This is a genomic window from Nostoc paludosum FACHB-159 (assembly GCF_014698835.1).
Classification (GTDB): domain Bacteria; phylum Cyanobacteriota; class Cyanobacteriia; order Cyanobacteriales; family Nostocaceae; genus Nostoc; species Nostoc paludosum.
The window spans coordinates 46,190-60,026 of the sequence record NZ_JACJTU010000003.1 but is presented as its reverse complement, the minus strand read 5'-3'; the positions used below and the strand labels follow the sequence as shown (position 1 = coordinate 60,026).

Annotated in this window: 10 protein-coding genes; 6 read left to right on the top strand and 4 right to left on the bottom strand. The window is 42.5% G+C overall.

What is annotated here, in order from left to right:
- Positions 1–38: 38 nt before the first annotated feature.
- Complete coding sequence (locus H6H03_RS04100; protein WP_190953876.1) at positions 39–2,732, top strand: U32 family peptidase; 2,694 nt, start codon at positions 39–41, stop codon at positions 2,730–2,732.
- 22 nt (positions 2,733–2,754) lie between these two features.
- Here the strand turns inward: H6H03_RS04100 and H6H03_RS04095 are convergent, their stop codons facing one another.
- Positions 2,755–3,642, bottom strand: a complete 888-nt coding sequence (locus tag H6H03_RS04095) for a LysR family transcriptional regulator (protein ID WP_190953875.1) — start codon at positions 3,640–3,642, stop codon at positions 2,755–2,757.
- A 136-nt stretch (positions 3,643–3,778) separates the two neighbouring features.
- Between H6H03_RS04095 and H6H03_RS04090 the strand changes: the two genes are divergently transcribed.
- The 3 genes from H6H03_RS04090 to H6H03_RS04080 all read left to right on the top strand — a co-directional run bounded on the left by H6H03_RS04090 (position 3,779) and on the right by H6H03_RS04080 (position 6,372).
- On the top strand, positions 3,779–4,555 hold the full coding sequence (locus H6H03_RS04090; protein ID WP_190953874.1) for a class I SAM-dependent methyltransferase: 777 nt from the start codon (positions 3,779–3,781) through the stop codon (positions 4,553–4,555).
- A 75-nt stretch (positions 4,556–4,630) separates the two neighbouring features.
- On the top strand, positions 4,631–5,149 hold the full coding sequence (locus H6H03_RS04085; protein ID WP_190953873.1) for a hypothetical protein: 519 nt from the start codon (positions 4,631–4,633) through the stop codon (positions 5,147–5,149).
- A gap of 176 nt (positions 5,150–5,325) precedes the next feature.
- On the top strand, positions 5,326–6,372 hold the full coding sequence (locus H6H03_RS04080) for a PstS family phosphate ABC transporter substrate-binding protein (RefSeq protein ID WP_190953872.1): 1,047 nt from the start codon (positions 5,326–5,328) through the stop codon (positions 6,370–6,372).
- Between the two features lie 77 nt (positions 6,373–6,449).
- On the opposite strand, the gene H6H03_RS04075 is transcribed toward H6H03_RS04080, so the two are convergent.
- A complete protein-coding gene (locus tag H6H03_RS04075; protein WP_096536235.1) occupies positions 6,450–7,169 on the bottom strand; it encodes a Crp/Fnr family transcriptional regulator in 720 nt (239 codons plus the stop codon).
- Between the two features lie 499 nt (positions 7,170–7,668).
- Here H6H03_RS04075 and H6H03_RS04070 point away from each other — a divergent pair, with 499 nt between their 5' ends.
- The gene (locus H6H03_RS04070) at positions 7,669–8,448 is read left to right on the top strand and encodes a DALR anticodon-binding domain-containing protein (RefSeq protein WP_313931785.1); all 780 of its coding nucleotides are present in this window, start codon (positions 7,669–7,671) and stop codon (positions 8,446–8,448) included.
- 149 nt (positions 8,449–8,597) lie between these two features.
- On the opposite strand, the gene H6H03_RS04065 is transcribed toward H6H03_RS04070, so the two are convergent.
- Both H6H03_RS04065 and H6H03_RS04060 read right to left on the bottom strand, forming a co-directional pair.
- The gene (locus tag H6H03_RS04065) at positions 8,598–9,434 is read right to left on the bottom strand and encodes a Cof-type HAD-IIB family hydrolase (protein WP_190953871.1); all 837 of its coding nucleotides are present in this window, start codon (positions 9,432–9,434) and stop codon (positions 8,598–8,600) included.
- Positions 9,435–9,709: 275 nt separating this feature from the next.
- Positions 9,710–10,417: a choice-of-anchor E domain-containing protein gene (locus H6H03_RS04060; RefSeq protein ID WP_190953870.1), complete on the bottom strand. Its 708-nt coding sequence runs from the start codon at positions 10,415–10,417 to the stop codon at positions 9,710–9,712.
- Between the two features lie 252 nt (positions 10,418–10,669).
- On the opposite strand from H6H03_RS04060, the gene polA reads away from it, so the two are divergent.
- Entirely contained in the window at positions 10,670–13,591 is a 2,922-nt protein-coding gene (gene polA / locus H6H03_RS04055) for a DNA polymerase I (protein WP_190953869.1), read from the top strand.
- The last annotated feature ends 246 nt before the right edge of the window (positions 13,592–13,837 follow it).

Genomic DNA, 13,837 nt, shown 5'->3' with positions numbered 1-13,837 from the left:
GGTAAGATCGCTATGGTGCTACTTAACCCCAAGTAAACATGAAAAGCGATCGCTCCCTTTCTCCACTCTCCCTTCAACGTCCCGAACTACTTGCGCCAGCAGGTAATTGGGAATGTGCTAAAGCTGCTGTAGAAAATGGGGCGGATGCAATTTACTTCGGTTTAGATCGCTTCAACGCCAGAATGCGGGCACAAAATTTCACAGAAGCAGACTTACCCACCTTGATGAAATTTCTGCATCTTCGGGGTGTAAAGGGTTATGTCACCGTAAATACACTAATATTTCCTAAAGAACTAGCAGAAGCACAACAATATATCCGCACGATTATTGCAGCGGGTGTGGATGCGGTGATTGTTCAAGATATCGGAATATGTCGTCTCATCCGTCACCTTTCGCCTGATTTTCCCATCCATGCTTCCACGCAAATGACTATCACTAGTGCAGCTGGAGTGGAATTTGCCAAATCCCTTGGCTGTCAATTGGTAGTGTTGGCGCGTGAATGTTCTCTCAAAGAAATCAATAAAATTCAGCAGCAGATTGCCCAACAGCAAACTTCGCTACCTTTGGAAGTCTTCGTTCACGGTGCTTTGTGCGTGGCGTATTCCGGTCAGTGTTTGACTAGTGAAGCTTTAGGCGGACGTTCTGCAAACCGAGGTGAATGTGCCCAAGCTTGCCGGATGCCCTATGATTTAATCGCTGATGGTCAAATTGTAGATTTAGGCGAACGCAAATATTTACTCAGTCCTCAAGACTTAGCTGGGTTGGATGTTTTGCCGGATTTGGTGAAATCAGGGGTAACTTCTCTCAAAATCGAAGGTCGTCTGAAAGCTCCAGAGTATGTTGCTAATGTCACCCGTGTTTATCGCCAAGCCTTGGATCGGGTGATGGAGGAGATCCCCCCTAGCCCCCCTTCAAAAGGGGGGAACATAGCCCCCCTTGTTAAGGGGGGTTGGGGGGATCTTCCGCTTAATCAACAACGGGCAAATCAAGAACACTACAACTTAGAGATGGCATTTTCTCGCGGACTATACACCGGCTGGTTTAGTGGAATTAATAATCAGGAACTAGTTCATGCGCGTTTCGGTAAAAAACGCGGCGTTTATTTAGGTGAAGTTACTCGCATCCACAACGAACAGATAGCAATCAAATTGGAAGCGCCTGTTAAACCGGGAGATGGAATTGTGTTTGACTGCGGTCACCCAGAGGCGAAGGAACAAGGTGGACGGGTGTATGGGGTGGTATCCAAAGGTAAGGAAACTTTGTTGACCTTTGGTAGAAATGATTTGAACTTACGTCGAGTGTATGTGGGCGATAAAGTTTGGAAAACCAGTGACCCGGAACTTGATAAGCAACTGCGTCAAAGTTTTGCTGGCGAAAACCCACAATTTCAGCGTCCGATTGACTTGGAGATTTATGGAGAAGTTGGTCAGCCATTGATTGCGATCGCCCGCGATCGACTTGGTAATATTGTCCAAGTGGAGTCTGCAATTTCACTAGTAGAAGCGCACACCAAACCTCTCGATACAGGCCGTTTACAAGAACAATTCGGTCGTCTTGGTAACACTCCCTTTTGTTTGGGAACCCTAACCAACCACCTCAGTGATGCCATCATGCTACCCGTAAGTGAATTAAACCGGATGCGGCGTGACATCGTGACACAATTGGAGGAATTGCGAAGTCAACCAAAACGTTGGCAATTACGTCCTAATGTCTCCTTCCAAGACTTACTCCCCTCCTCATCCGCCAAAGAAGAGGACATGGAGACACGGGGACGCGGCGACACGGAGAAATTTTACCAGTTTGCGGCTTCTTCATCCCCTTCACTCATCGTTTTGGTACGAAATCTCAAGCAACTCCAAGCCGCCCTCAAAGCTGGTATTGAAATACTCTACTGCGAATTTGAAGATCCCCGCGCCTACCAAGAAGCCGTACACTTAGTACGCCAACAACAGCAAAAAAACAAAGCAGACAATTCTTCACTTTTAACTCATAACTCAGCACTCTTAACTCCTAACTCCCCACTCCCCACAATCTGGGTTGCACCACCCCGAATTACTAAACCTGGAGAAAATTGGATTTTGCAACAAGTACGCGCCTGCAAAGCAGATGGCTATCTAGTGCGGAACTATGACCAACTGCAATTTTTTGCCCAAGACCGTTGTATTGGAGATTTTTCGCTCAACGTTGCCAACCCTTTAACAGCAGACTACTTTCGGCAGGATTTTGGTTTAGAAAGATTAACCGCATCCTACGATTTGAATATTACTCAACTAGAAGACCTGCTTACAAGTTGTCCGCCCCAGTGGTTTGAAGTGACAATCCATCAACATATGCCAATGTTCCATATGGAACACTGTGTATTTTGTGCTTTCCTCTCTCAGGGAACAGACTACACTAACTGTGGACGACCTTGCGAAAAGCATGAAGTGAAATTAAAAGACCGCGTTGGTAGCGAACACGTCGTCAAAGCAGATGTAGGTTGCCGTAATACTGTATTTAATGGTACTGCTCAAACTGGAGCAGAGTACGTGCAGCGTCTCATAGAGCTTGGTTTAACTCACTTCCGCATCGAATTTGTGAATGAAACACCAGAGCAAGTGAGTAAAACAATACATTGCTACAGCCAATTATTGCAAGGTGAAATTACAGGTTCGCAACTTTGGCGAGAGTTGAAGCTACAAAATCAGCTAGGCGTAACTCGTGGTCCTATGGGAGTGTCTGGACTGCGGTAATCATTGTTACAAGCTTTTAAATTTAACACTGCCGATCAACTTGTCTAACTATTTCCACAAACCTCTGCACAATTGGGGATGTTTCGTTTTTTCGCCAAATCATCGCCATGCCCACCTTTGGGGTAGATTCTTGCACAGTTTTATAAACTACCCCAGTGCGTTGTAGATTTTGTAAAGATGCTGGCACGATCGCCACACCCATATCGCCTGCCACTAAACTGATAATTGTTTGCATCTGGATAGCTTCCTGGGCAACATTGGGACTAAAACCTGCTTGCTGGCAGAGACTGATAATTAAGTCGTGGAGTCCTGGTGCTAATATTCTGGGAAATAAAATAAACGGTTCGGTAGCAAGTGATGTCAAACACACATCCGATTGATTGGTAAGCAAATGTGCTTCAGGTAGTGCCACCATCAGCGACTCTTCAAAAATTATTTCCCAAGTAAATCTATTTTCTTCAACAGGTGGACGCAGCAATCCCACATCCATTCGACCTTCTCGTAACCACTCTAACTGTTGATCTGTAGTTAATTCGTGTAACTCTAAGCTCACACCAGGAACCAAACTACGAAACTTTCGCAGAATAGTTGGCAAAATATTATACGCGGCTGAACTGACAAAGCCAACTACTAACTGTCCAATTTCGCCCCGACTGGTTTGCTGCCCAACTTGGATTGCCTGTTGTAATTGCCTCATAATTTGCTGGACTTCACCCAAAAACACTTGTCCCGCTTGAGTTAACTGCACATTTCGTTTCGTGCGGTGAAACAGTTCAAAACCTAATTCCCCTTCTAGCTGACGAATTTGTTGACTTAAGGGAGGTTGGGCAATATGCAAGCGTTCTGCCGCCCGCCCAAAGTGCAGTTCCTCTGCCAAGATGACAAAGTAGCGCAGGTGTCGTAGTTCCATCTCTTACCTGAACTCATATCTTTTAAATATTAGTTAATCAAAAAATATATATTGGACATGATTAAAAATCTTTTTTACTGTAGTGATTAGGCACTCATGAACCTCAAGCCGATGGTTGAGGATTAGCGAATCAGCTATGAATAATATTTCGACACTCAATAATAATTGGGACACTTCCCTTTATGAAGATAAACACGCCTTTGTCTGGCAATATGGCGAGGACTTGTTGCAATTACTCAACCCCCAGCCAGGAGAATCAATTTTGGATCTCGGTTGTGGTACTGGACAACTCACCGAAAAAATTGCCCAAACTGGTGCCCAAGTCTGGGGAATTGATAGCGCACCTGCGATGATTGAAAAGGCAAGAGAAAACTATCCCCATATCCGTTTTGATGTTGCTGATGCGACAAATTTTCAATTTGAACAGCCTTTTGATGCTGTGTTTTCCAACGCTGTATTGCATTGGGTGAAACAAGCAGATAGCGCGATCGCTTCCATACATCAAGCCCTAAAACCAGGCGGGCGTTTTGTCGCCGAATTTGGTGGTAAAGGGAATGTGCAAGCGATCGCCACAGCTTTATCCAACGCCTTAGAAGCAATTAATATACCCACACAAGGCCGAAATCCTTGGTATTTTCCTAGTATTGCTGAATACGCCACCTTATTAGAACAGCAAGGCTTTGATGTCATCTATAGCGCCCTATTTCCTCGTCCAACACCTTTAGCAGAAGCAGAAGCAGGTATGGCAAACTGGATTCGGATGTTCGCCAGCAGTTTTTTAACAGGACTTTCTGATGAGCAACAAATACAAGTAATTCGCGTCGTGGAACAATATCTGAAGCCAACCCTGTATCAACAAGGAAATTGGATAGCAGACTATCGAAGAATTCGCATTGTTGCAATTAAACTTTAAAATATGCGAATTTTGACTTGTCCTTGAATTACGAATTACGAATTACGAATTACGAATTATGAATTAGTATCAGTTATGCATCTACCTAAATTGTGCGGTCAGAAATCATTTTCATTACTACTAACTATTAGCCTCGCTGCTTTAATAGTTTCGCCCTCACTAGCACAAACATCCCCAATACCGCCACCTTCTAGCGCGCCTTTAGAACTAGATTTATTGACCAAGCCAACAGACTATATAATCACGGCTAACACCATTAACCCAGCACAATTAACCGTTCCCAGTTTATGGTGGGCACAACAAAATGCTGAGAAAAAGCTATTGGATAATTGGATAGCATATCCAGCTTTTGAAAAAGAACCTGCGCGAGTTGATTTGATAGTTAATCAGCAAATTTGGAGCTTATTAGACTATGTGCAACGCTATGATTTTGTCAATCGTTTAGGTAGCACTGCACGAAACTTTGGTTACAATATGCGGGTATTTAATTATCAAAAAGAATCTTTAGCGACTTACACTTGTAATTTTGCTACAAGTCCAGCTTTATGCAGTATCCAGATGGGTACTCAAAACAAGATAGGATTAGGGCGTTAGAATGCGATTTCTAAACGTGCAAGAGTCATCCTCAAGGCTGGCCTTAAGTTCATGGTGACAGACAAAGATGGCCATTCTTTAGGATACAGTGAGTTTTAAAATACCTAGACCTCTGCCTCTTGTACCCTATGCCCATCCCCAGTTCCTAATATTAAACGGACACGCGGGTAATTGTTATGTCCCAAAAAAATGAAATACCTATTCTTGTTTTATCTCTCCTAATTACCGTTGGCTTAATAGCTGGCGGTTTTTGGTGGTTTAGCAGAAAATCTGGTCTTGACTTAAATCAAATTAATTCTCGTAGCACCAACACACCCCAACCTCCATCAGCACAACCTAGTGCTAACACTTTCGCCTCGGTCCAGGATGTTCCCACTGGATTATTCAATTACGGAGGCAGTACGTCTTGGGCACCAATTCGATTAATAGTTGACCCAGGAATTCAAGCAGCACGAGGAGAATTTAGGCTGCGTTATGTAGAACCGAGCAATACATCTCCTGGTTCTGGTACTGGTATACAGTCGCTGATAGATGGTCAACTAGCTTTTGCCCAGTCTTCTCGACCAATTTTAGACCAAGAGTTTAGCCGCGCCCAGCAGCGTGGGTTCGCTTTGAAACAAATTCCTGTAGCAATTGATGGTTTAGCAGTTGCAGTTAACCCAAACCTCAACATACCAGGACTAACGGTAGACCAGTTAAAGTCAATTTATACTGGCAAAATCAATAATTGGAGCCAATTGGGCGGTTCCAATATTCCTATCAAGCCTTATTCCCGCCGAATTGTTGATGGCGGTACGGTAGAACTTTTTGTCCAAGACATCTTGGGTGGTCAAGCTTTCAGCTCCAATGTGGAATTTATCTCCACAACCACCCAAGCCTTGCAAAAATTGGCTAGTAGTCCTGGTGGCATTTACTACGCTTCTGCCCCAGAGGTGATTCCTCAATGTTCAATTAGAGCCTTGCCGTTGGGGCGTACACAAGGGCAATATATTGCTCCCTACCAAGAACCATTTGTCCTCCCGTCTGAATGTCCTGGTAAACGGAACAAGTTAAACATTGAGGCTTTTCAATCAGGAAAGTACCCCATTACCCGCAATCTGTTTGTGGTGGTCAAACAGAATGGTCAGACTGAGCAGCAAGCAGGTGTCGCTTACGCCAACTTACTGCTGACTGAGCAGGGGCAGGAACTGATTACCCAAGCTGGGTTTGTCAAAATTCGCTGACACTGCGATCGCCTTTGGCGGGGCGTAGCCCATCGCATTCAGGCAGAGTGGCGGAAATCGCCCCTCTGAACTGTGCTTTAGCTGGCTCTATTAATCGACTCTGCTGGTAAGCAAATGAGATTATCGCCTTGGGTAAGGATTAAGCCACGTTGACGCAGCTTGCCCATTAAGCGGGTGACGGTGACACGAGTCGAACCAATCGCGCTACCAATTTGGGCATGGGTAAGGGGGAAAGGCAAACAATAGCCACGAATGACATCGGGATCGGTGTCGCTCATTGCTGGCTCTCCATATTCCTCAATCAACAATGTGAGGAATCCCAAGAGTCGGTCAATTGTGCGGCGTTGTCCCAAGGCACTCAGCCACAGCAGCTTACGCTGGTGCTGATATCTAAAGGCATCCATAACTTCCCGGCGGAAGTGAGGCCAGTTATCTAAGTCGTGCCAGTACATCCACAGCACCGCAGTTTGGTCAACATGAGCGTAAGCTTGGAGTGTGAATGGTGACTGAGCAACAATTTCAAAGGGCTGTCCCGCTCCAACAAAACCCAAGAACGCTTCCTCTGGAGTTCTGTTGATTCGTCGAGACGTTAGCTGGCTGGCAGTCGCGCTAACCTGGGCGGTTCCTACCATACGGATTGCACCCCTTTGCACCAAATATAGCAATCCAGGTCGGGCTGGAATGCGCTCATCTTTGCTGAAGGTGCGGCAGCGGTAGTGTTCCTGAGCCCAGTCAAGAATCCGTTGCCAAGTTAAAAAAGGCCGTGATGCCTCAGAAAAAGAAGATGGAGATTGCATAGGTAACAAAGAGCGTTCGGCTGAAGACAAAGACGTGATCGAAAGGTGCAAGGAGTGTCTTTGTGTTGGCGATGCAGGCTTAACGCCTAACAGCGCCAGCCATCCAAAGAATAGAAAGCAAAGAATTACTCTCTATTCTTTTGTTATACTTCCTACTGTACAATGATGGTAGTAAAGTTTACTCACTATTCATCGATTATTCATCAAATTTTATCCTACTCTCATTTTTCTTCATCTAGATTAAACCTATATCCGGAGATAGGTGACACCAAATTAACAAATATAGTTTACAAAGCTATTTACGTAAAATCTAGTGTTTAATAAAATACAAACACTCAGTTATGTGTCATTTAAACGGTTAGTATATGAGTATTTAAGTGAATATTTAAGTATTAATACTGAAAGTATCAAAAACGAACACATAAAAAATAAAAAAATTCTTCTATACAAAGATAGAAACAATAGCAAAATTTTGTATACCTCAAGTGTGGCGTTGCAAGTGTCAAACTCTCAGAATCGAGAAACGATGGAGCTTGCCAGCGCGATCGCCCTTCATCTATCTGCAACCTGTGGCGACGTTTTTAACGTGCAAATAGTTCCCCCTGGTTGGATACATTTTGAATTAACTGACTCAGCCTTAGCAGGTTGGTTACAAAGGCTAGTAGGGGAGTGGGAAGATAGGGAGATGGGGAGACTTGTACTGAGCGAAGCCGTTAGCGCAGCCTCTCGTAGAGAAGTATGGGGAGATGAGGGAGCTAAAACAGCAGGGGGAGCAGGGGAGGCAGGGGGAGAAAGAATAACCAATGCCCAATGCCCAATGCCCAATGCCTTATTTCCCATTCAACATGCCCATGCGCGTTGCTGTTCGCTAGTGCTGTTGGCTCACCGAGAGAGATTGATTCAGCTTAAAGAACCACTTGCAAATAGTAGTCCAAGTTTTTGGAGTGTTATTTCCCCCAATCCCATACCTTGGCTCAACTGCGATGGAAAATTACAGTTAAATCACCCAGATGAGCGTCGTTTAATTAGCGAGTTAGTGGAGGTAGTAGACAACATACAATTTCCTGATATTAGGGGTTCTGTGAAATGGGAAAAGGCAGCATTGAACTTGAGCCAAGCTTTTGAAAATCTCTGGTGTAATTGCCGCATTTGGGGTGAAGTGAAAATTATCTCACCAAAGTTAGCACAAGCTAGGCTGGGATTACTTATGGCTACTCAGTCAGTATTAAAATTTGTGCTGGAGGAAAAGCTGAAAATTTTTGCGCCATTGGAGTTATAAAAACTTTCATCACAGCTATTGACTCAATGCATCACCTCGGCTACATTAGCAGGTGTGTGAGGAGCGAACCAGCAGGGGCACCGAGACGAAACACGGCCAGTCGTCGGTGTCCTTTCTGATTGATATGGGTTAGGTTGGAAAAAGTACCCTCACTGAAGCAAAAACTTTTCAATTGCCACTGCTGCTCCGTCATGGTCTACACTAGGGGCTACCCACTGAGCGATCGCTTGCACTTCTGGTGGTGCGTTTCCCATAGCTATACCAATACCGACATACTCTAGCATTTCCAGGTCGTTGAAGTTATCACCAATAGCCATGACGTTGGCTACTTCTAATCCCAGCAATTCTTCAGCTAGGTAACGTACAGCAGTTCCCTTATTCACAGAGGCGTTAGTTGCTTCCAAGAAGGTGGCAACAGATGTTGTTAAATAAAGTTCAGCAGGTGTATATTGGCGGCGCAAATTCCCCAGTACCTCGCTGATGAAATTTGTGTCATCACACAAAGCGAGAATTTTTGTCGGTTCATTCGTTAAAACTTGGCGCAAATCTCCCACAGCAATCGGGATAATACCAGAACGTTGTGCATAAATTTTGGTTTCTTCGGTTATTTCCCGGACGTAGAGTTGGTCATTGATGTAGAAGTGGATAGATAAAAGCGGCCGTAATTGAGGCTGTTCAAAATAATCGAGTAATTGGTGGGCGAGTTCCCTAGAAAGCACTAAATGGCGATGAATTTTTTGGGTGATGGGGTCTTGAATCCAGGCTCCTTGATAAGCCATTAATGGTAAGGTAGAGCCGATTTCTTGGTGAAAGCGCAGCGCTGAACAATACATACGACCTGTAGCGATCGCCACTTGAATGCCTCGTGCTTGTGCCGCAATCAGCGCTTGCTTTACAGGTTCGTTGATGGTATTGGAGTGTCCGGCGATCGTCCCATCTATATCCACAACCAGTAGTTTAATATCTTTGGCAGATGCGTTGTACATGAATTCCTTAAATTTAAAGTTCCAGTTAGAGGTTATACCATTTTGGATTTTAGATTTTGTGAAAAGTTTAAGACAACGCTTCTTTAGCTCAAAGTTTTTGAACACATTAGATCATGGGAAAAACAACTAAAAATCAAAAAAGTTTTCTCCCGTACTCTCCACTCCATAACCACAACAAAAAAACCCGATTCTCGAAAGAATCGGGGATTTACATTTAAGTTAGAAAACTTGACTGATAGGTAGATATAGAAAAGATTTACCTATTCAACTAAAGTCTATGAATTTAAGACTTTGACCAAAATTTTTTTGCGTTGTGACAACAAACAAAGCCCAGCAACTAAACCAATTCCAAGGGTAGTTGATGCTTCAGGTACAGATTTCAATTCTTCATAGTTATAAGTTACTTTGACACCTGCTTTGGCATAGGTATCAATATAGGATCTCATGTTACCCGATCCTGTAACTAGTGAGTTTGCTATGGCTGAGAAGAAAAAGTCTACGCTGCCAGTACCAATAAAAGACTGCAAGAATGTGGTATTAGTAAAAGACTGGCTACCAGATTGTGTGGCAGTTAAGTTAGAAAGAGTCTTTCCAGATGTGCCACTATAATCAGTGACGCCATCGTATTTGGCAACTTGGTAACTGGAAGTATATTTTGGATTCAGTTCCAACAAAGATTGATTATTTAGTTTTAAGCTCAATTGGCTGCCAAGATTTACTGTAGCTTGGCTTGCGCTTGGACTTCTATTTTCAAAACCAGCATTTCCAAGTATGTCGCCAGTAAATTCTATTGTTACACCTTGGAGTGTGCCGAGAGATGAGTCAAATTTTTGGACGCTCAAAGGCGCATCAATGATATTTGTAAAATCGTAATTAGTGGAACTAGTGTACGAGAGAGAACCAGCATTAGCTACTCCAGAAGTTGCAACAATTCCTGCTAACGTTGTGGCGGCGCCTAGAGTGTTCAATAGTTTTGTTTTCATGATGGAAGATGCTTTTCAGAAGCCGAATCATTAAGGGATTACTAGATTATTTCTAACTCTTAACTTTTGCTTCTAGGCTTGATAAATACACGTAAATTTATGTGAACTTTTGATGTTCAAATTTCTTGAGTAAATATGCATTTTTGGTAACTATATGAAGTTTTGTTAAGAAAGGTGTCTCAACGTACAGGAATTTCAATAAACCAACTGATGCAGTATGTAAATAAAGAAGCTTGTGGCTAGAATAGGGCTATGTCTGAAACTACTGATACTGCAACCCCAACGCGTCCGACGTTCATCCTCGTAGATGGACACTCGCTGGCTTATCGTTCATACTTTGCTTTTGCTAAAGGGCGAGATGGAGGACTACGTACAAAAACGGGGATTCCCACGAGTGTATGTTTTGGTTTTCTTAAGTGTTTATTGGAAGTAATGGGAACGCAACATCCCCAGGCAATGGCTGTAGCCTTTGATTTGGGTTTGCCCACCTTCCGGCATGAAACAGATGATACATATAAAGCCGATCGCAAAGAAACACCAGAAGACTTTATTCCCGACTTAGAAAATCTGCACGAGTTACTTGATGGGTTGAATTTACCAATTTACACTGCTCCTGGCTACGAAGCCGATGATGTTTTGGGAACCTTAGCACAACGAGTAACGGCTGCTGGGTATAGGGTGAAGATTCTGACTGGCGATCGCGATTTATTTCAACTGATAGATGCTGATAAAGAAATCACTGTTCTAAATTTTAGTCCAGATGCCTTAAAGCGTTCTACAAATAGCATCACCGAATTTGAGGCAGAACAAGTTAAACAAAAATTGGGCGTTTTACCTTCACAAATTGTTGATTTCAAAGCCCTTTGCGGTGATAAATCAGATAATATTCCTGGGGTTAAGGGAATAGGAGAAAAGACAGCAGTACAGTTGCTTAGTACCTATGTTTCTCTTGATAATATTTATGCTGCTTTAGATGAAATTCCAGGCGCGAATCAGAAAAAATTGGCAGCGGGTAAAGAAGATGCCTATAAGTCTCAATATTTGGCAAAAATTGTTTTGGATGTTCCTCTAGAACTTGATTTAGAAGATTGCAAATTAAAAGGATTTGATACAAGCGTTTTATCACCAATTTTAGAAAAGTTAGAATTTAAATCGTTTTTGGGTAAAATCAACGACCTACAGCAACGTTTTGGCGGTCAAGTTGAAGAAGCGCCAAAACCAGAAACAGCAAAAATAGAACCTGAATTTGAAGACCCAGATCTTTCATTTTTTAGTTTTGCGGAAACACAAGCTGTACAACAACAACCTGCGTCAGCAATTCAACCACGCATTATTAATACCAAAGCAAAATTGACTGAATTATTAGGAATTTTGCAAAAATTCACTAATCCAGAAACACCAGTTGCTTGGGACACTGAAACCACAGATTTAGAACCAAGAGATGCTGAGTTAGTAGGAATTGGTTGCTGCTGGGGAACGAAGTTAGATGAAGTTGCTTATATTCCTGTTGGTCACAAAACTGGGGAAAATTTGAATAAGGATGTGGTCTTAGAAGCACTACGCCCAATTCTTGAAAGTGCTGATTATCCTAAAACTTTACAGAATGCCAAATTTGACCGCTTGGTTTTCAAGTGTCAAGGGATTAACTTGGATGGAGTGGTATTCGATCCGATGTTGGCAAGTTACCTGCTAAATCCAGATTCTAGTCATAATTTGATGGATTTGGCACAGCGATATTTAGGATTAACGGCGAAAAGTTATTTAGATTTAGTGCCTAAAGGTCAAACCATCGCTGATATAGATATTGCCGCAGTAGCAGATTACTGTGGCATGGATGTTTATTCTACATTTGGTTTGGTATCGAAACTGCGTGCAGAATTAAATAAAATTCCAGCTTTGTCTAAGCTATTAGTGGAAGTGGAACAGCCGCTAGAAGCAGTTTTAGCGCAAATGGAATACACAGGCGTTCGCATTAACTCAGGTTATTTACAAGAACTTTCGCAACATTTAGAAATAGAATTAGCCAAATTAAAAGAGAAAGCAACAGAAATTGCTGGGGAAAACTTTAACTTGGGTTCTCCTAAACAATTGAGCCAAATCTTGTTTGAAAAATTGGGCTTAAGCACGAAATATTCCCGAAAAATTCAAACTGGTTATTCTACAGATGCGGCAACGCTAGAAAAGCTTCAAGAAATCGATCAAACTGGATTTGTTGAGACGATAACTGAGTACCGCACTTTATCTAAATTAAAGTCTACTTATGTAGATGCCTTACCTGTGTTGGTGCGTGGAGATACTCAACGGGTACATACTGATTTTAATCAAGCAGCAACATCAACTGGTAGGTTATCTTCTTCTAATCCAAATTTGCAAAATATCCCGATTCGTACAGCTTTTAGTCGCCAAATTCGCAAGGCATTTTTGCCAGAACCAGGTTGGTTAATGGTGGCTGCTGATTACTCACAAATTGAATTGCGAATTTTGGCTCATTTGAGTCAAGAACCAATATTAGTGCAAGCATATCAGCAAAATGAAGATGTTCATACTGTGACGGGACGATTAGTATTTGAAAAAGAAAATATCACATCAGAAGAACGTGGAGTAGCAAAAACTATTAACTTTGGCGTGATTTATGGAATGGGTTCTTTAAGGTTTTCTCGTTCAACTGGGATAGATAAGAGCATTGCCAACGAGTTCATTAAGCGGTTTAATGAACGATATCCTAAAGTTTTTGCTTATTTGGAGCGAGTGAAAAAAGAAGCGATCGCTCAAGGTTATGTAGAAACTATCCTCGGTCGTCGTCGTTATTTTGATTTTACCAACAACAGTTTACGGAAATTAAAAGGCAGCAACCCAGAAGATATTGACTTGAGTAAATTGAAAAATTTGGGTGCCTATGATGCTGGTTTGCTACGCTCCGCTGCTAATGCACCGATTCAAGGTTCCAACGCTGATATTATCAAAATTGCGATGGTGCGACTGCATGACGTTTTGCAAAAATATCAGGCGCGTTTATTATTACAAGTTCACGATGAATTAGTATTTGAAATCCCTCCTGATGAGTGGCAAGAATTACAACCGCAAATTAAATCCGTGATGGAGAACGCAGTACAGTTAAGTGTACCGTTGCTGGTCGATGCGCGTGCAGGTGAAAATTGGATGGAAACAAAGTAAGTTAAATATCCTGATTATAAGGAACTGGGAACTGGGTAAGGGTTCTCAAATTTTACTGCTTAAAACCCAATCATACCCAGTCCTTTTTAGTTATTCCCCTAAGTAATGCCAGTTTATTCAAACATACCAAGCTCAAGTTAAAGCTTTGGTTAAATCCTGACTTTTGTAGTCAAGAATACTAATATAATGAGCTAATTAGTATAATAATGTTAATCAATAAGCGAATAATCACTTACACAACTATAA